Origin of the sequence: Paenibacillus sp. FSL R5-0470 (assembly GCF_037975205.1) — a bacterium.
Lineage (GTDB): Bacteria > Bacillota > Bacilli > Paenibacillales > Paenibacillaceae > Paenibacillus_AQ.
This window is the reverse complement of the sequence record NZ_CP150238.1, coordinates 5,967,220-5,986,570: the sequence shown is the minus strand read 5'-3', so window position 1 is coordinate 5,986,570 and position 19,351 is coordinate 5,967,220. Positions and strand designations below refer to the sequence as shown.

At 43.3% G+C, this 19,351-nt stretch carries 17 protein-coding genes; 13 read left to right on the top strand and 4 right to left on the bottom strand.

Annotated features, from left to right (window positions below; all coding sequences use genetic code 11):
* Window positions 1-90: 90 nt before the first annotated feature.
* The gene (locus tag MKY99_RS26480) at window positions 91-258 is read right to left on the bottom strand and encodes a DUF1328 family protein (protein ID WP_042131050.1); all 168 of its coding nucleotides are present in this window, start codon (window positions 256-258) and stop codon (window positions 91-93) included.
* Window positions 259-446: 188 nt separating this feature from the next.
* On the opposite strand from MKY99_RS26480, the gene MKY99_RS26475 reads away from it, so the two are divergent.
* The 9 genes from MKY99_RS26475 (at window position 447) to MKY99_RS26435 (ending at window position 10,933) form a co-directional block, all read left to right on the top strand.
* Window positions 447-953: a DUF948 domain-containing protein gene (locus tag MKY99_RS26475; protein ID WP_076285482.1), complete on the top strand. Its 507-nt coding sequence runs from the start codon at window positions 447-449 to the stop codon at window positions 951-953.
* Between the two features lie 60 nt (window positions 954-1,013).
* Window positions 1,014-1,538 carry a hypothetical protein gene (locus tag MKY99_RS26470; RefSeq protein WP_076300663.1) on the top strand — a complete coding sequence of 175 codons (525 nt, stop codon included), beginning with the start codon at window positions 1,014-1,016 and terminating at the stop codon, window positions 1,536-1,538.
* A 235-nt stretch (window positions 1,539-1,773) separates the two neighbouring features.
* Window positions 1,774-2,946: a fused response regulator/phosphatase gene (locus MKY99_RS26465; RefSeq protein WP_076285480.1), complete on the top strand. Its 1,173-nt coding sequence runs from the start codon at window positions 1,774-1,776 to the stop codon at window positions 2,944-2,946.
* A complete protein-coding gene (locus MKY99_RS26460; protein ID WP_339267232.1) occupies window positions 2,943-6,611 on the top strand; it encodes a response regulator in 3,669 nt (1,222 codons plus the stop codon). The genes MKY99_RS26465 and MKY99_RS26460 overlap by 4 nt, the downstream gene beginning before the upstream one ends.
* Window positions 6,612-6,698: 87 nt before the next feature.
* Window positions 6,699-7,565 carry a protein-glutamate O-methyltransferase CheR gene (locus MKY99_RS26455; RefSeq protein WP_076300661.1) on the top strand — a complete coding sequence of 289 codons (867 nt, stop codon included), beginning with the start codon at window positions 6,699-6,701 and terminating at the stop codon, window positions 7,563-7,565.
* A 21-nt stretch (window positions 7,566-7,586) separates the two neighbouring features.
* A complete protein-coding gene (locus MKY99_RS26450) occupies window positions 7,587-9,257 on the top strand; it encodes a response regulator (protein ID WP_339267230.1) in 1,671 nt (556 codons plus the stop codon).
* Window positions 9,258-9,356: 99 nt separating this feature from the next.
* On the top strand, window positions 9,357-9,695 hold the full coding sequence (locus tag MKY99_RS26445) for an STAS domain-containing protein (protein WP_042131044.1): 339 nt from the start codon (window positions 9,357-9,359) through the stop codon (window positions 9,693-9,695).
* Window positions 9,696-9,713: 18 nt separating this feature from the next.
* Complete coding sequence (gene rsbW, locus MKY99_RS26440) at window positions 9,714-10,166, top strand: anti-sigma B factor RsbW (RefSeq protein ID WP_042191848.1); 453 nt, start codon at window positions 9,714-9,716, stop codon at window positions 10,164-10,166.
* On the top strand, window positions 10,163-10,933 hold the full coding sequence (locus MKY99_RS26435) for a sigma-70 family RNA polymerase sigma factor (RefSeq protein WP_042131042.1): 771 nt from the start codon (window positions 10,163-10,165) through the stop codon (window positions 10,931-10,933). Before rsbW ends, MKY99_RS26435 begins: the two co-directional genes overlap by 4 nt.
* Window positions 10,934-11,141: 208 nt before the next feature.
* Here the strand turns inward: MKY99_RS26435 and MKY99_RS26430 are convergent, their stop codons facing one another.
* The 3 genes from MKY99_RS26430 to MKY99_RS26420 form a co-directional block, all read right to left on the bottom strand.
* Complete coding sequence (locus MKY99_RS26430; protein WP_042191847.1) at window positions 11,142-11,474, bottom strand: DUF5665 domain-containing protein; 333 nt, start codon at window positions 11,472-11,474, stop codon at window positions 11,142-11,144.
* A gap of 149 nt (window positions 11,475-11,623) precedes the next feature.
* Window positions 11,624-12,133 (bottom strand): YtxH domain-containing protein, encoded by a 510-nt coding sequence (locus MKY99_RS26425; protein WP_076285477.1) that lies wholly within the window; start codon window positions 12,131-12,133, stop codon window positions 11,624-11,626.
* 106 nt (window positions 12,134-12,239) lie between these two features.
* Window positions 12,240-14,000, bottom strand: a complete 1,761-nt coding sequence (locus MKY99_RS26420; protein WP_339267226.1) for a glycoside hydrolase family 13 protein — start codon at window positions 13,998-14,000, stop codon at window positions 12,240-12,242.
* Window positions 14,001-14,453: 453 nt separating this feature from the next.
* Here MKY99_RS26420 and MKY99_RS26415 point away from each other — a divergent pair, with 453 nt between their 5' ends.
* The 4 genes from MKY99_RS26415 (at window position 14,454) to MKY99_RS26400 (ending at window position 19,317) form a co-directional block, all read left to right on the top strand.
* Entirely contained in the window at window positions 14,454-15,788 is a 1,335-nt protein-coding gene (locus MKY99_RS26415) for a maltose ABC transporter substrate-binding protein (RefSeq protein ID WP_339267224.1), read from the top strand.
* A gap of 19 nt (window positions 15,789-15,807) precedes the next feature.
* Window positions 15,808-17,115 (top strand): ABC transporter permease subunit, encoded by a 1,308-nt coding sequence (locus MKY99_RS26410; RefSeq protein ID WP_339267222.1) that lies wholly within the window; start codon window positions 15,808-15,810, stop codon window positions 17,113-17,115.
* Window positions 17,112-17,948, top strand: a complete 837-nt coding sequence (locus MKY99_RS26405) for a sugar ABC transporter permease (RefSeq protein ID WP_042131038.1) — start codon at window positions 17,112-17,114, stop codon at window positions 17,946-17,948. Before MKY99_RS26410 ends, MKY99_RS26405 begins: the two co-directional genes overlap by 4 nt.
* Before the next feature lie 364 nt (window positions 17,949-18,312).
* Window positions 18,313-19,317 carry an asparaginase gene (locus MKY99_RS26400; protein ID WP_339267221.1) on the top strand — a complete coding sequence of 335 codons (1,005 nt, stop codon included), beginning with the start codon at window positions 18,313-18,315 and terminating at the stop codon, window positions 19,315-19,317.
* The last annotated feature ends 34 nt before the right edge of the window (window positions 19,318-19,351 follow it).

The window sequence follows — 19,351 nt, the reverse complement described above, 5'->3', positions numbered from 1 at the left end:
TTTTTCTTATTTTCTCAAGTGACATCTGTGTGGGAATGACCTATACTTTCTGCATGATGAATAAGATATATGGATAGATATGGGAGGAGGCTACATCGATCTACCTCTGCGTCCCGTGAAGAGGGAAACAACAAACAGAACCAAGAATACGAAGAATAGTATCTTTGCAAGACCAGCAGCGGCTGCTACAAGATTGAAGAAACCAAAGATACCAGCGATTACAGCTACAACTAGCAGAATTGCGGACCATTTTAACATTACATATCACCTATCCTTTTTTTGATTTGTAGTCATTGTATAAACGGGGACTTTGATTCTGAAACAAAGGGGAGCAGGGAATTTTGACAACGCTCGACAGATTGTTTCGGCATATGGTAGTAGGGGTAACTATGCAGTATACAAGGCTGATTAGCCACTATTTATGAGATTTGGAAGGGGTTATGAATATGATCATTGAACTTAGTGTAGCTCTCGTTGCTATCGCATTCGCAATACTTGTTTTCTTTCTAATTAAGACTTTGCAGTCAGCGAAGCAATCTCTCGACAAAGTAAGCCAGACCTTGGTGGAAGTGCAGAAGACGATGGATGAACTGACTTATGAAGTGAAGACTACAGTCAGACATGCAAATGAAATTACCGCTGATGTACAGAATAAAATTCAGAAGATTGATCCTGTTATAGATTCTGTGAAAAATTTGGGAGAAGTTATGAATGAGTTAACCTTAACCGTTAAGCAAGTTTCAGTAACTGTGATTGAGAGATATCGTAAATCACATGAACTGAGGGAGAAGCGTAAGGGGGTATCCATAAAAGAAGCTCCGCTGACTCCAGCTGAGGAACGTACGGTAAACTCTTATGATGCTGTTAATAACGAGAAAGCACCGGGGAAAATAGCTACTGTGTTAAAAAGTGTAGATGTAGCTGCAACTCTTTGGAAAAAATTCCGTCATTAAAGTTAAGGCAGCAAGTCCTCTGTAAATGGCGGCTGCAGATAAGAAAGGTGGGATAACAACATGAACATTATCATACTCTTGTTTAGTCTACTTTCCCCATACTTTGATGCGTCTCCACAGTTGACGCCTATCTCGACTTTTAGTGATCAGCCTAAGACAGTTCTTACATTTGAACATTCCTCAGAAACGAGCCCTGCTATAAATCAGTTTGATTCACTGCAAGGTGTTGCTTTATATGCTACGAAGGAAGAATTGCTTCTGGCCAAGGGCAATCCGCTGGCGGTAACAAATGATCCATTGCAAGGGACAGAGGAGTACCAATACGCAGATGTAACAGTGGGTGTTGGTGAGGGGTTTGTACTGTATGTGCATGTCTCACCTTCTCAAGCACAGCAGTTTGGTCTACAGGTAAATGGGGTGGGAATTGATCCCGTGAAGGATAATGTGCAATCGACCTTGGGTAAACCGTATTTTATTGCCGAAGATGGTGATGTATATATGAGAGGAAACAATGCGCTCAAAATATATCGAAATTTGGCAGGTGAATTTGAAGGTATTGATTTATTTGATAGTATTTCTTCTTAATATGTTTCACTTTTGATCATTTTGGTTAATAAACAGAGGCTGTCTTTACCATAGAGTAACCTCCCGAACCACTACATGTAGTGGTTCGGGAGGTTACTTTGCTGAAGGCGTAAATGAACCTATTACTATATTTACATATATTAAAAATAGAAATAACACATTTAAATAGCGTATGATATAGGTAATGAGTCGCAGAATTTTACGTTCGTAATACTATTCGTGTGAGGTGAAGATGATGAGAATCTTAATCGTAGATGACAATCCGACTAATGTTATCATTATCCGTGAAATCCTGAAAAAAGAAGATTACCGAAATTTCGTAACCGCATCCTCTGCAAAAGAGATGCTTACACGGTTGGGTATCGGTTCTGTGAGTGAAGATGGACGTCCTCGGATGTCAGATATCGATCTGATTTTACTGGATATGATGATGCCGGAAATGGATGGAATCGAGGCATGTCGTGTTGTACAGCAATACGAACACCTAAAGGATATTCCAATAATAATGGTTACAGCTGTTGGCGATTCCAAGAAGCTGGCAGAAGCACTGGATGCAGGTGCAGTAGATTATGTTACGAAACCCATTAACAAAGTGGAGCTGATGGCCCGAATTCGGCTCGCGCTGCGGTTGAAGCGAGAGAAAGATTGGCATAAGGAACGAGATCAGCGAATTCAAGAAGAATTGAGACTAGCCGCACTTGTTCAGAATGCTGTGTTGAGCTTGCCTCTTCAGGAAGAGAATTTTGAGGTCAATGCCATCTATCAGCCATCCTCTGAGCTTGCCGGTGATTTATACGCGTGGTACCCCCTTGGTGATGGCCGATATGGCGTGATCCTGCTGGACATTATGGGACACGGAATATCGTCATCTCTTTTTTGTATGTTTCTTGCTTCTGTGTTGAAGGACACGGTAACTACGTATGTAGAGCCGGAAAAGGTAATTCAGGAGCTCAATCGAAGGTTTAATCAGCTCTATATTGAGAAAAAGCTGATCCAATACTACTTTACGACCATTTATCTTGTGATAGATACCCGTATGAAACGTATTGACTACGTCAACGCCGGGCATCCACCTGCGCTGTTTTTTGAAGGAGTGGCTAAGACTCCAGTCATGCTGGAAAGTAACTGTCACCCAGTAGGTTTGTTTGAACGGATTGATATTCAGCCACAGAGCTTAACCTATGAAGATGAAGGGCATCTAGTTCTTTATACAGATGGTCTATTGGAACTGGTTGAGGGCGAACAAGAAGAGCAGCTGAAATTTATGATTCAACATTTAAATGTTGAACATGAGTGGAACGAAGAAGCTATTCGAGCTGCTTTTTTCAATGTTGAGGTTCCTAAAGAGCGTGATGATGATAAGTGTATTGTGTGGATCTCACTGAAGAAGGGAACAGATAGAGAATGAAGATAAAGGCTAAACTCTTAATTGGCTTCAGTGCCATGTTAGCGATTATGCTTGCACTTACGATGATAGGATACGACCGCTTAAATTATATGAATAATCAACTGGAAGGGTATCAGGATAGATATATGAAGGGGCGGTCTTCTTCAGGGATGCGTGGAGAAGTCAATGATATGGCGCGAATATTAACCACGACCATGTTAAGTGCAGATGCATCATCGGTAGAATCTCAAAAGAATGAGATTGATAAAAAGATCACTAAAGCCAATGAGCACTACGAGAAAATAAAAGCGTCGATGACTAGCGCTGAAGAAATGCAAATGGTCAGTCAAATAGATGGCGCGTACACTACTTATTTAAATTATCAGGAAAAGGTATTGAAACTGCTATCGGCTGGTTATTTTCAGAATGCTAGCACGTATTCCAACACAGAGGGACAAGCGATTCAGAATGCCGTGTTAAACGCTCTGAACAGTCTCTCTGATTATAATGCTTTTATTATGAATGAAGAGAGTACGAAGGCCAACGAAGCTTATAAAAGTTCGACTCAGATGGTAGTTCTAATGATGATTATGGGCTTACTTCTCGGACTTGGAGTAGTTCTATGGATCATCCCAAGCATCACTCGGGGGCTTAATGTCGTTTCGATGATGATTACCAGCTTTGGCAACGGTAAAGTGAGGGCTATACGGCGTATAAAGGTTACTACTAAAGATGAAATTGGTGAGGTTGCTCTTGTCTTTAAAAAGATGGCTTTAGATCTTGAACAGAAGCAGCAAATGGAACAGGCCTATGCGCAAGCGCAGAATGACCAATCCTGGCTGAATGCGAATGTTGCTCGGGTGACGGAACTATTGCGAGGTGTTAGCTCCTTGGATCAGGTTTCACAGACCTTCATCAATGAGTTTACCCCTGTGCTGGGAGCACAGTTCGGAGCTGTATATTTAAAAGATGCCAATCGTCCTGATTTTTTACGAAGCAGTGGATATTATGCAGTAGATAATGATAAGAAACCTAAGGACGGGTTTGTGATTGGTGAAGGGCTTGTAGGGCAAAGTGCGCTCGATATGCACCCGATCAGACTGGAGAAAGCTCCTGAAGACTATTCATCCGTTAAGTCCGGATTCGTGGATGCACAACCTGGATATATTTCTATCCATCCGCTTATTTTTGAAGACGAACTGCTAGGCGTAGTAGAATTTGCTTCATTCCAACCTTTTAGCAGTTTGAAAAATGATTTGCTGCAACAACTCGCTAATAATTTAAGTATTATTTTTAATAATATTAGCCGTCGTTTGATCGTGGAGAAGTTGTTGCGTGATTCACAAGCTCTTACGGAAGAGCTGCAGTGTCAGTCGGAGGAATTACAGACTCAGCAAGAGGAATTGCGTCGTTCCAATGAGAACTTAGAAGAGCAGACGGATGCGCTTAAACGTTCGGAAGAACTACTCCAGCGTCAGCAGGAAGAACTGGAGCATTATAATACGGAACTTATTGCCAAGACCCGCGCTTTAGAGGAACAAGTGCAGGAGGTTGAAGAGAAGAAAGACGAAATTGAGCATGCAAAAATTCAATTAGAGAAACAGGCCAAGCAATTATCCGTTACTAGTAAATATAAATCAGAGTTCTTGGCGAATATGTCTCATGAATTGCGAACTCCGCTCAACAGTCTCTTGATCCTATCGCAGCTACTTACGGAGAATAAGGATGGCAACTTGTCAGAGAAACAGGTTGAATTTGCACATACGATTTATATGTCAGGTGCAGACTTGCTTAAGATGATTGATGAGATTTTGGACTTATCCAAGGTTGATGCTGGCAAAATGGAACTGAACCAAGAAGAAATTAAATTAACGGAGCTGAAGAGCTTTGTGAAGCAGAATTTTGCTCCGCAAGCGCTCAAAAAGGGACTTTCTTTAAGAATTACCTTTAACGAGCCGCTGCCAGATAGTGTCATTGCCGATGGTCATCGGTTGAAGCAGGTGCTAAGAAATCTGCTTTCTAATGCCTTTAAATTTACGATGGAAGGATTTATTGAGTTCTCGGTTAGCCAAGCAGATGACAATCTTATTCCGCTAGATCTGCCAAGTGAAGTTGAATATATTGCTATTGCTGTGAAGGATAGCGGAATTGGTATTCCGGCAGATAAAACTGATATTGTGTTCGAAGCCTTCCAACAGGTGGATGGAACTACCAGCCGTAAATTTGGAGGGACAGGATTGGGCTTGTCTATTAGCCGTGAGTTAGCGCGTTTAATGGGTGGAGCTATTGTGCTGGAATCCCGTGAGGGTCAAGGTAGTACCTTTACTATGTATTTGCCGGTTATAGGGAATTATAATAAGCAACCTTCAGTAATAGAAGCTGCTGCTTCTAGAGAGGATGTAACCTTCGAAGAATATATCGGAGATATGACTCCAACCCTTGTACCAACACCAGTCCATGAACCTATTCCACAATTGATGATCGATGATGACCGTGATCATTTGACTGCAAATGATAAGGTTCTGCTAATTATTGAAGACGATGAGAGCTTTGCGAAAATATTGCTGGATATGGCTCATGGCCGCAATTTCAAAGGACTTGTAGCCCTTCAAGGCGATACTGGACTGCAGATGGCGAAGACTTATCTACCTGATGCGATTATTCTAGATATTCAGCTGCCTGTTATGGACGGTTGGACCATCCTTAGAGAGTTAAAAAGTGCATCACAGACCCGCCACATTCCTGTCCATGTCATCTCTGTGAATGATGAAGTGAAGCAGGGACTTATGATGGGGGCTATGGCTTATTTAAGAAAACCATCTTCTAGAGAGGCTCTAGAGCGGGCGTTCTCCCAAATCGAGAATTACACCTCCAGTACGTTGAAATACTTGCTGATTGTTGAGGATGATGAAATTCAACGTCGTTCAATCATGGAATTGATCGGTCACGACGATGTGGCCATAACCGCAGTTTCAACTGGCGGGGAGGCACTGAGTGAGCTACGGAAGCAGAGATATGATTGTATGGTTCTGGATCTGATGCTTGAGGATATGACAGGTTTCGATCTGCTGGATCAAATTCGTGATGATGAGGAATTAAATGATCTACCTATTATTATTTATACGGGTAAGGATTTGGATGGCAAAGAAGAGACGCAGCTGCGCAAATATGCGGAATCAATTATTATCAAGGATGTACGTTCTCCAGAACGGTTATTGGATGAGACTACGCTGTTCTTGCACCGGGTAGAAGCAAATCTTCCGGAAGATAAACGTAAGATTCTGCAGAAGCTTCATAATAAAGAAGAATTGTTCGAAGGAAAGAAAATACTGCTCGTCGATGATGATATTCGCAATGTCTTTGCGCTTTCCAGTGTACTCGAAGAGTATCACATGGAAGTCAAGTTTGCGGAGAATGGACGCGAGGCGCTGGAAATGCTGGTAGAGCAAGAAGATTTTGATCTTGTATTAATGGATATGATGATGCCGGAGATGGACGGATATGAGGCTATGCGCCGGATCCGCGAGATGCCGCAGTATCAGAAACTGCCTATTATTGCGCTCACCGCCAAAGCTATGAAAGAGGATCGTGCCAAATGTATTGAAGCTGGAGCCTCCGACTATATGAAGAAGCCAATCGCAACAGGTCAACTTCTATCTTTAATGCGAGTCTGGCTGTATTCGTAACCTCAATATTGGGGTAATACTTTAAAAGAACTAACAAAAAGCCATTCTTCAAAAGTACGGCGTGTTGATAAGGGAGTCGGGATAACAATGAAAGCAATAGAACACGGATATGAGGAGCAGCCCGTTCTGGCGGGAAGTGACGAACTGGAGCAAATTGAGATTGAGCTGCTTCTTGATGGGGTACACCGTTTATATGGCTATGATTTCCGGAATTATGCGTTGCCTTCATTAAAACGACGCATCTGGCATCATGTTCATGCGGAGAATGTACTCACCATATCCGCGCTGCAAGAGAAGGTTCTGCATGATCGGGCTTGTTTTGAACGATTTGTTTACAGTCTCTCTATTCCTGTTACTGAAATGTTCAGGGATCCAGGATTATTTCTAACTTTTCGCCAGAAGGTAGTTCCTTTGTTAAGAACCTATCCCTATATTCGTATCTGGCATGCCGGATGTTCCACTGGGGAGGAAGTTTATTCTATGGCCATCCTGCTACATGAAGAAGGGCTTTATGATAAAGCTCGAATTTATGCCACAGATATGAATGAGCGTTCTTTACAGCAGGCTAAGGAAGGCGTTTATGATATTAGCAGAATGAAGCAATACACAAAGAATTATTTGGAGGCAGGAGGTACTCGGGCATTTTCCGAATACTACACTGCGAAGTATAACTCAGTCATTTTACAACCGTATTTACGCAAAAATATTATTTTTGCTGAACATAATTTAGCTACTGACACTTCTTTTAATGAATTTAATGTTATTTTCTGCCGAAATGTAATGATTTATTTCAATGATGAGCTTCGTGATCATGTTCACGGGTTGTTTCATGAAAGTCTAAGTCGCTTTGGAATCCTTGTTCTGGGCTCTAAAGAGTCTATTCACTTTACGAAATATAGCGATTGCTATGAATCTTTAGACAGAGTGGAGAAAATTTACCGTAACATAAAATAACGCATGAAGGAGGGTGGTCCTATGGGGTTTCAAGAACCAATTCATATACTACTAGTCGACGACCGTCCTGAAAACTTGCTGGCGCTGGAGGCGGTACTTGAGAGCCAGCATTACGAGCTAGTCAAAGCCACCTCCGGTGAAGAGGCACTGCGGTGTTTGTTAAGGTATGATTTTGCTGTCATCGTACTGGACGTACAGATGCCAGGTATGGATGGGATCGAAACCGCAAAATTGATCAAAGCCAGAGAAAAAACAAAGGATATTCCCATTATTTTTATCTCTGCGAACAGCAAGGAAGCGGAGCACTTATTCGCTGGTTATTCGGCAGGGGCTATTGATTATATGGTCAAGCCGTTCATTCCACAGATTTTGAACTCTAAGATACAAGGCTTTGTCGAAATGTACATCACGAGTAAGAAACATCAGACTCAAACCATGCTGCTGCAGCAAAAGACGAAAGAACTAGAAATTATTAATAGTGAGCTTATTAAGGCAAAAGAAGAGGCGGAGATTGCCTCTAAAGCAAAGTCGGAATTTCTTGCTATGATGAGTCATGAGATTCGTACACCTATGAACGGCGTAGTTGGCATGATCGATCTATTAATGGAGACGGATCTTACTTCTGAGCAAAAGGAATATTCGGAGATCATTCGGAAAAGTGCCGACACGTTGATTACGGTAATTAACGACATTCTTGATTTTACTAAAATGGAATCCGGAAAAATGGAAGTTGAAGAGCACTTATTTGAACTTCGAAATTGTATTCAAGAGGTGTTCAGCCTCTTCTCGATAGAAGCGGGAAAGAAGAACCTGGAGCTCGCTTATTTTATTGATCAGAAATTGCCTCGGCTTTTATATGGGGATATGGCTCGTTTACGCCAAGTTTTAATTAATCTGATCGCTAACGCAGTTAAATTCACAAATCAAGGTGGGGTCTATCTAGTCGCCTCGATCAAGAGCGTTGCGGATCATAAGATGGAAGTTGAGTTCACAATTATGGATACAGGTATTGGTATTTCTCCGGAGAAATGTGACCGATTATTTGAGCCCTTTTCGCAGCTTGATTCTTCCATGACACGAAAATATGGGGGAACAGGTCTGGGACTAGCTATATGTAAATCTCTTGTCGGAATGATGGGCGGAGAAATTCGGGTAGAATCGATGGAGCAAAAAGGAGCCACGTTTATCTTTACGATTCAGGCATCTATGCCAGGAGAAGATTTGATAGGTGGATATCAAGAAGAGGAATCCACGCATCTTGTTCCCAATCAAGAGGGGAGAAGTAGAATCCTTGTTGTGGATGACCATCCGATTAATCAGCGTCTAATGGTCAGCATGCTGGATAAGCTGGGCTATGCGGCCGATATGGCTGAAGATGGTCAACAGGCTGTGGAGATGGCGATTAAACATCCTTATGATTTTATCTTTATGGACCTTCAAATGCCAGTGATGGATGGCTTGGAGGCGACCGCTCAAATTCGTCGAGAGGGTGGTCCTGCTGCCGAGAAGACCGTTATCATTGCAATGACGGCGAACGTCATGGAAGGAATTCAGAATCGCTGTAAGGCCTCTGGAATGGATGATTACATCAGCAAACCGCTGAAGATGAGTAGTATAAAACAAATTATTTCTCGATATTCTAGCAACGACAATGTATTAGTAGAACCTGATATATCTATTTTCCAAGCGTAATCTAGTATTTACCAATCCGTTTTTTTAACGTTATCTGATTCAAAGGTATATCATTAAGGTTATTAATATAGAAAATATTTGTTCAGGAGAGATCGTCTAATGAATACGCATAAAAGTAACAAGTTCCATGCTAAGACAGAAACCAAAGGGAATGTATGCACAGTTTTCCTGAGTGGTGAACTTGATTTATCAGTTGCTTCCGATTTCCGCCTGGTTATGGAGCCACTTGTGGGAGATACCAAACTAGATTTAGTTATTAATCTAAAAGAATTAAAATACATCGATAGCACAGGGATTGGTATTCTACTTTCGATCCTGAAATCAAGACAAGGAATGGACGTTAAGTTTATGGTTGAGGATGTTCCTCCACAAATTCAGAAGCTGTTTGACATGACTGGTATTTCCAAGTTTTTTGCCTCCCAAGAGAATTCCCACTAGGAAAGGATAGAACAAAGAATGAGTGATGATGTGCAAAAAGTAATTCTTCAGTTGCCTGCTAGCGCAGAGTATGTGGATATTGTTAGGTTGAATTTATACGGCATTGCCTCGAAAATGGGTTTCACCTATGAGGATATAGAAGACATGAAAGTGGCAGTGTCAGAGGCGTGTAACAATTCAGTATTATATGCTTATGGCCAAAAAGACGGAGTAGTAGATGTTATTTTTGAGGTAGAGGAAAGCTCCTTATCCATTACAGTCAAAGACGAAGGGGAGAGCTTTGACGGCTTGGACAAGTCTAATGAACGTATGACACTGCACGATAAGGAGTTAAGTGACGTTCAGGTTGGCGGGTTAGGGTTCTACTTAATGCAAGCGTTGATGGATGACGTTAGTGTCGTAAGTGAAGCCGGAAAAGGGACGGTGGTAACTTTGAAGAAGCACCTTAATTTTAGCGAGGAGAAAGTATGAGTGACAAAGTGACTCCCCCCGAGTCCATGAATGAAGCAGTCACCCAAATTTGGGAGTATCAGCAGACCAAGGATAACGATCAGGCGACGTTGCTGATACAGAAATATGAGCCTATGGTGAAAATGGCTGCTGGGAAAATTTCCCGTAATCGCCCCGACTTGTATGAGGATTTATATCAGGTCGGGCAAATGGCGCTCATCCGGTTACTGCAGCAATATGATATCAGTCTCGGAATCCCTTTTGAGCCCTATGCGATGAAAAGCATGATTGGACATATGAAGAATTATTTGCGTGATAAATCTTGGTACATACAGGTTCCTAGACGGATTAAAGAAAAAGGAGCGCTTGTTCAACACGCGATTGATGAACTTACAGTGAAGCTTGAGCGTTCTCCTGCGGTCGATGAGATCGCTCATTATCTTGATCTGTCTGTTGAAGAAACTGTAGAAGTACTGGCAGGCAGAGAATGTTACCATTACGTATCTCTAGATTCACCGCTTTCTCAAGAGGAGACTGGAGCTACGCTAGGGGAGCTTATCAGCTCTGATGCGAACGATTACGAGACTGTAGAGAAACGAATGGATCTGCAGCAAGCACTAGGACAATTGAAGGAGCAAGAGCAGCAAGTGTTGCTGCTAGCCTTCCAAGATGGTCAATCCCAGCGGGCAATTGCTCAGAAGCTGGGGGTTTCACAGATGAGTGTTTCACGGATACAGAAGCGGGCCACTGAGAAGTTAAAGCAGATTATGGCCAACTCATCCTATTGAGCTCCTTTATGTGTAATATACATTACCTGGATTTGAATTCTACTGTTCGACGATAAGGACATGCCTCTCTCCGTGCCTGGAGAATAGCATGTCCTTTATTTGTGTTCCATAACGCCCTTACCCCGCTTGTCCGTCTAATCCTTCAGGGTTAGCCGGACAAGCGGGGTAAGGGGGAGCGGTGATAGATGGGCGATAGATAGCCCAGTTGTTAGCTGTTCGCATCGATGTATTTTTTGATCTCGCCAAGGTACTCACCGATCACGGGAACATCAAGAAATAGGCTAAGAATGTAGCCCAGAACACCAAGGACTACGAACGTTCCGAGAGATAGGCCGAGACCTCGGGATATACCGGCCATCAAGTTTGTGATAATTCTTTTTTTTGGATCTGAGTAGTTATCAAGGATGTCCTTAAATTCTGATTTTTCTAGTGAATCAGCAATCTTGTCCAGACGATTGTTTAAGCGTTTGACCTCATGACGTAATTCGAAAGGATGTTCATCAATTTCATATGCTTTTGTTTGGCTATTTGATTCTCCCATGGAGCACCCCTGCTTTCTGTAGCCCGATCGGGCATTCATTAAGGATCTATTCAATCAGATGAAACTTTATATAGGGTATAACTAAACAACAGCCAGCTGCGGACAGCTGGCTGTTGTCGGATGAAATGATAGCTGTATTATGCCGCAGATTAGTAACTGGATTTATAGGAGGATTTAACATCCTCTTTCGCATCTTTAGCCTCATCGGCGACTTCTTTAGAGGATGCTTTGGCTTCGTCAGCCACTTCTTTAGAAGCGTCTTTAACATCAGAGGCTACATTATTTGAGGCTTCACTTACAGTGTCACCAATTTTGCTGCCTGCGTCTTGAAGGGTAGCGGCAATTTGCTGCTTGCTGTCACTGACAGTAGTGTAGATATCAGAGGCTTTGACTGAAACCGTACTAGCCAGATCGGTTGCTTTTTCACCTACCGTTGTGGCAATGGCTTTGGTCTTGTCAGTTACGACACCAGCAACTTCTTTGGTTTTGTCAGTAGCAAGCGTAAGTTTATCGGACAGATCACTGCGCATTTCACGACCAGGCTTTGGTGCAAATAATAGGGCTGCTGCAGCACCTATTAAGCTACCAATAAAGATGCCTTTGAAAAAGTTGCTTCCGTTTTCTACTTCATGCTCTACTTTATGTTCTACGTTACTCATCACCAATCACTCCTTATAAGTTATCTTACTTCGTATTTAAACTTTGGCGTATAGGCTGAAACAATTGATGAGCAAGGCGTAGATGGCGAGGGGCTCTTGTTATGGACTATTTATTAACAGCTTGGAATACCGCATAGCCAAATTCGGGCAGATTCAGATGTAGTAATGATGTGAATTTTTCTGTTCGCTTCTGCGTCTCTAGGTTTACCCATATAGCGTCCATCCCGGGTACAGGAATGGTGGCGTCGACTAACACCTCTTCATTGTTGAGCACGATTAAGAAGCGGTTATGTTCGTCCCACCGTTCATATACAAGCAGACTTGGGTGGTCCGGGATATCCAGCGATTTAAAGCCGCTACTACGGAACGCAGTATGCGACTTACGAAGACCGATCATCCAGCGATAGTATTCGAACAGTTCCCTGTTCTGTTTCTGGATGTCCCACTCCATACATTTACGATTATCTGGGTCATATTCACCTTCCATACCGATTTCATCGCCATAGTAAATACATGGTGCTCCCTGAAAGGTCATTTGGAACAAAACGGCCAGTTTTAATCTCCGGATGTCACCGCCGCAAAGGGTCAGGAAACGAGTTGTGTCATGGCTGTCTAATAGATTAAAAGTGGCCTCTGTAATTTGCTGCGGGTAATCCGCTAGCATAGTAGCAATCGATAGAGAGAATTGTGAAGCATTAATTTGTCCGTGAGCGAAGAAATTAATCTGAATATTGGTTAGTGGGTAATTCATAACGGCGTCAAATTGATCGCCAAGTAGCCACGGCAAGGAATCATGCATAATTTCGCCTACAAGATAGGCTTCTGGATTAATGCTTTTGATCGTATTACGGAATTGTCGCCAGAACGTATGAGAGACTTCATTCGCGACATCAAGCCGCCAACCGTCTACACCGATTTCCTCAATCCAATAACGACCAACGTTCAACAGATAATCTCTGACTTCAGGATTCTCAGTGTTGAATTTTGGCATGATAGGCTCGAATGCAAATGTGTCATAGGTGGGAATTCCGTCGATGACTTGTGGTGGCCACTCACGCACATGAAACCAATCGGCATAACGGGAAGAGCGCCCGTTGGTGAGCAGATCAACAAATGGCGGAAAGGTATGGCCGCAATGATTAAAGACACCGTCTAGAATGACGCGGATACCTTTGGAATGACAGGCGTCGACAAGTTCTTTTAGCAAAGCGTTGGTTCCCAAATGAGGGTCCACCAAGAAATAATCCTTTATATCATATTTATGATTGGTGGTTGCCTCAAACAGAGGATTGAAATAGATGGCGGTAATGCCCAATTCACAGAGATAATCCAAATGATCTAGTACACCTTGCAAGTCTCCTCCGAAGAAATTCCGGGGACTCGGCGTACCGCCCCAATCTAGCACATCTGCCGGATCGTTAGTAGGATCGCCATTTGCGAAACGCTCCGGAAAAATTTGATAAAATACTGCATCCTTCACCCATGCTGGAGGGGAGTGTACATCTTCACGGTTCAAGAAAGGAAAGTCGAATAAGCCCTCATATATTATGACTGGAGGCTCTGAGAAGAAGCCTTTTTCCAAATAATAAAGGACCTCATCTTTGTTATAAAGTGCAAAATAGTAAGTGAGTCTGCGATAAACAGGACGGACCGCAGCCTGCCAATAATCGAATAAGCTGTCAGAAGCCATGTGCTGCATGGGAATAACCTCATGGGTTTTGTCCCAACCGTATTTATCTCCGCAAAAAAGATCAATCTTTGACACGTTATCCCGTTTAGTTCTTATGCGAATATGCAGTGTAGACTCATCGTAGGCATATGACCAATTCTGCCCCATGCGATGATAAACAGCTTCTTGTTGAATCATAATCAATTTCCATCCCTTCGCGGCATGTAAACGCAAAAAAGGGCCAACCTCATGATAATCAGAGGTTGAACCCTTGGCGGTTTCATTGCCTTTAAATTTTGTCTGAATCTTAACATACCCCTCAAGATTAAAGCAAGAGATTATTTCACATGAATTCACAATATGGAATATTTAGTATGTAGCTAAAAAAAGGAGAAAATATAAGGAAAAACAAGAAAAGTGCTATTAAATCACCCCGTTTGGATCTATACTCTGATTGCAATCCAAATTATGGGTATTATAGAATGAGGGCGAACGAACTTGATTTTTCTTAATACGCAAACAAATTAAAGGCACTGTTACCTAAAAGGTACAACCTCGGCACTTTGTGCAAATGAGGTTGTACCTTTTTTGCATGCTCTTTTTCTATGCGTGTTAGGTCTGATCACTTATGAATAAAGGGGAGATGAGCAAATGAAGAAGAGTAAACGATCTAAAATGCAAGCGGTATCATTTAGTTTGACCCTGAGTCTGCTGTTGGCATTGACGGTTACGGCTTGCGGTTCAGGCAATGGGAACTCTACGGCTCAGCCGAATTCAAGCCCGAATTCCACAGTGAACGAGCCGGGGGGAACTACAAATGAGACGAATCCCGCCGAAGAGGAGCTGAAACCGGAAGCTGGGGCCGAATTAACGGTCTGGGAAGCCAAGGAGCAGGTTGAGTACATGAAGCAGGTAGCCGCTGATTTCGAAAAAGAATACGGCGTTCCTGTCAAGGTTGAGGAAATGGCGGGCGGCGATCAGGGAACAAGGTTGGCGACAGATGGCCCGTCCAAACTAGCCGCTGATGTGTTGACTCTCCCGCATGATCAGATCGGTCAGGCTGTCAAAGCGGGATTGCTTTTGCCAAATGATGTGTTTGAGGAAGAAACGAAATCAACTATGGTGGAGACAGCTATTCAGGCATCGACTTATGACGGTATCCTGTACGGTTATCCTAAATCGGTGGAGACCTATGCGCTGTTCTACAACAAGGATCTGATATCCGAAGCTCCAAAAACCTGGGATGATGTGATCGCTTTTGCCAATACGTACAATAAGCCGAAAGAGAACAAGTTTGCGATCATGTGGGAATTCGTCGGGTATTACAGCTATCCATTCATTGGCAGCTTCGGCGGATACATTTACGGTGACAACAATACGAATGTCAAGGATATCGGCTTGAATAATGAAGGCACCGTCAAAGGATTTACTTTTCTCCAGAGCTTAAAAGGAATTCTGCCATTGAATGCAGGAGATATCACCTATGACGTTAAAACCCAATTGTTTCAGGAAGGCAAGCTGGCAATGAACATCGACGGGCCATGGTCCATAGCGATGTTCAAGGATCATATCAACCTTGGAGTGGCGCCTCTTCCTAAGGGACATGATGGTCAAGACAGCATTTCTTTTTCCGGAGTTAAATCGTATTATGTCAATTCCTATACGGTATATCCGGTCGCAGCTCGCCTGTTCGCACATTTTGCAAGCAACAAGGAGAATCAGCTCAAGAACTTTGAAATGACGGGTGCGATTCCTGCGAACATTGAAGCCGGAGAAGCGCCGGTAATCAAAGATGATCCGATTATAAGTGGATTCTTCGAGCAATTCCAACACTCCGTGCCGATGCCTTCCCTATCGGAAATCAAATCCGTCTGGGAACCGCTAAAGGCAGCATTTGTATCCCTGTGGAACGATCCGGGTCTTGATGTTAAGCAGACGCTCGATAAGACTGTATCAACGATTCAGGCCGATCTGGATTCGAAGTAAAGGACAGGTGATTTGAGCTATGCACAAAAAAACAGGTGCAGCGCTACTCTCGGCTATTATTCCGGGACTGGGCCAGTTCTTCAATCGACAGTGGCTGAAAGGATTAGTATTCCTGCTGGTGGGGTCTGCTGGAATCTATTTTATTGCTCATGATCTAATGGGGTATTTGCGGGGGTTGATCACACTTGGTGAATTTCCAAGCCGTATGGTCAAGGTAGGTAAATTAACCCGGATGGTGGAGGGCGATCACTCCATTTTTATGATGATCAAGGGTCTGATGTCATTGCTGGCGCTGCTGTTTTATACAGCTTTTCATTTACTGAATATCAGGGATGCCTTCTTAGTTGGAGCTGCGCGGGACCGGAATGAGCCCATTCATTCATTCGGTGAATCGCTCAGACATATGGGGCGTAGAAATTTCGCTTATCTTGTACTTGCGATTCCTTTTGTGGCAGTGGTTTTTCTGACGATATTGCCGCTTGTTTTTTCGGTGCTACTGGCGTTTACGAACTATGCCGACCCGATTTTACCGCCTGCGCATCTAGTAGAATGGGTGGGTTTCGGTAATTTTAATAAAATGCTAAGTTTGGATGTATGGAGTTCAACCTTCGGCGGAGTGCTGACTTGGACACTGATCTGGGCGATTATTGCTACTGCGACGACTTACATTGGAGGTGTGCTCATCGCTGTACTTATTCACCAGCCCCGTGTTCGGTGGAAAAAGCTTTGGCGTACACTGCTGATCGTTCCCTTTGCTATTCCTAATATGATTTCTCTGCTCGTCATGCGTAATATGTTCAATAATCAGTTCGGACCGATCAATAGTTATGTAAGAGCTTTGGGATTGGAGGGGGTGGCCTGGCTGACTAATCCTTTCTGGGCAAAGGTCACCGTAATTCTGGCTAATATGTGGATCGGAATTCCGGTTACCATGATTCTGGCTTTTGGGGTACTGACAACGATTCCAAGGGATATGTACGAAGCTGCTGAAGTGGACGGTGCTGGGGCATTCTACAAATTCCGCATGGTTACACTGCCTATGGTACTGTTCGCGACTGCTCCAATCCTGATCATGCAGTTTGCCGGTAACATTAATAGCTTTAACGTCATTTACCTGATGACCAACGGAGAACCGGTTAATCCGGATTACCAGTACGCGGGCCATACCGATCTGCTGGTGACTTGGCTCTACAAACTGGCGCTTAACCAATCGCAATACAGCTTTGCTTCCGTAATCGGGATTGTCATCTTCCTGCTGGTCGCGACCTTCTCCATCTGGAGCTACCGCCGAACGCGATCCTACAAAGAGGAGGATATGATTGCATGAAGCCAAAACTGACAGAAGCGTTTAAAACGATTGGAAGCCATTTGCTACTGATTGTGCTCAGTTTTATTAGTCTTTTTCCAGCGTTTTGGATTATTATGTCTTCATTCAAGACGGGAAACAGTTTGTTCAGCGACTCGTTGATTCCTAAAAATTTCACGTTCATTCATTACAAGGAACTGTTTGAGCAAACTAAATATTTGATTTGGTTCATGAATACACTAAAGGTTGCAGCGCTGTCTACGCTACTTGGCACTTTTCTGCTGCTGTTGACTTCGTATGCCATCTCTCGCTATCGGTTCACGGGCAGAAAAACGACACTGACCGCGCTTCTAGTTCTGCAAATGTTTCCGGGATTCATGGCTATGATTGCAGTTTACGTGCTGCTGAACACGCTTGGGCTACTGAATTCCCATTGGGCACTTGTGCTTGTATACAGCAGTGGCGCCATTATCACCAATGTGTTTGTGGCTAAAGGTTTTTTTGATACTATTCCTAAAAGTCTGGAAGATGCTGCGCGGATGGATGGGGCGAGTCATATGAAAGTTTTTCTATCTATAATGATCCCGCTGTCCAAACCGATGCTTACCTATGCCAGTCTTATGATATTTAATGGCTGCTTTGTGGATTTCATATTCGCTGACCTTGTATTGCGTACGGAAGAGACGAGAACGCTCGCTGTCGGGCTTTTCCGGATGGTGAATCAAAGCAATTCGACTGAATTCACATTGTTCGCCGCCGGAGCGGTGCTGGTTGCTCTCCCGGTCACGCTACTGTTCATTTTCCTTCAGCGATTCCTGGTGGACGGTCTGACCGCGGGTGCAAGTAAGGGGTAGTTCGATTTGCGCTCCCACTCTACAGCAGTACTGAATTCTATAAAAACCACTTCCTTTTCAGAAGAGCAAGAATCTGATGCGGGAGTGGTTTTTTAATTTAAAAGCTTCATTTATGTTCCTGTCATTCAGGATTTATTGCTGATGGAATTGTTTTTGTGTGGTTTCTAAAATCTTCTTGGTGTGGAGAGGATTGAAGAATGATGAAAATAGGAGTAGAATTCCTCATGGAACTAACACTTAAGGGAGTTTGTGATGTACAAAAAATCCCCGGAGCACGGGGTTATTTTCTAGCATTTATTAAATGTAGAATCCTAATAAATCCTTGTGAGTTATAGAGCAGCAAAGAGAAAAGAGGAGAGTTACCATGGAAACAGTATTAGTAAGAGAATATCGGTCAGATTTGCTGGAATGTGTCCATAGCGGACATATTGCAATCGTAGGAGAACACGGGAACGTAAAGGGCTATGCAGGTGATCCTGAGTTTGTATCCTTTACCCGTTCTGCGGCCAAGCCACTTCAGGCTATCCCAGGCATTCGTGGAGGAATCGTGGAGCATTATGGTTTTACACCCGCAGAGGTTGCCCTAATGACTGCTTCTCACCGAGGAGAGAGCTACCATGTTGCCGCGCTAGAGAGTATTTCCTCCAAGATTGGGATCGATGAGCAACAAATGATATGTGCCACTAGCTATCCACTGGATTATACGAGTAGAGAGAATGCCATTCGCGGCATGGGCAAAAGAAAGTTCTATCATAACTGTGCGGGCAAGCACATGGGGATTTTATCGTATAGTAAGCTCAAAGGACTACCACTTGAAGAATACTCTCAGCCGGAGCAAACGGTTCAGCGTGAAATTATAGATACGATTGCTTATATGGCTGGTGTAGCACCAGACAGTATTGGTCTAGGTACGGATGGATGCGGTCTGCCGGTATTTGCCATGCCTTTGACAGCCTTGGCGACTGCGTATTTGAAATTAGCCAATCCTGATTTAATTGCTGACGAGGCAACTCGCAAAGCGGTTACTACGATTACTGCGGCCATGAATGCTCATCCGGAGATGGTTTCTGGGTCTGGTCGCCTTGATTCAATCCTTTTGGAAGATGAAAATATTATTGCTAAGGGTGGATTTAAAGGCGTATATTGCTTTGGGTTGCGCCGCGAGCGACTAGGCATTGCCTTCAAGATTCTGGATGGATCAGAAGAAGAGTGGGGACTTATTGTACAGGGGATTTTAAATCAGATTGGATACAGTCAGAAAAATACTTTGGAAAAGCTGCGTAATACATTTTCAGGTGTGATCTACAATGATGGTGGTACACGGGTAGGTCATGCAGATACAGAATTTCAGCTTCATTTGATGAAATAGGAACTTAAAAAGGAGCCCGTCGCTGCGCATCCAT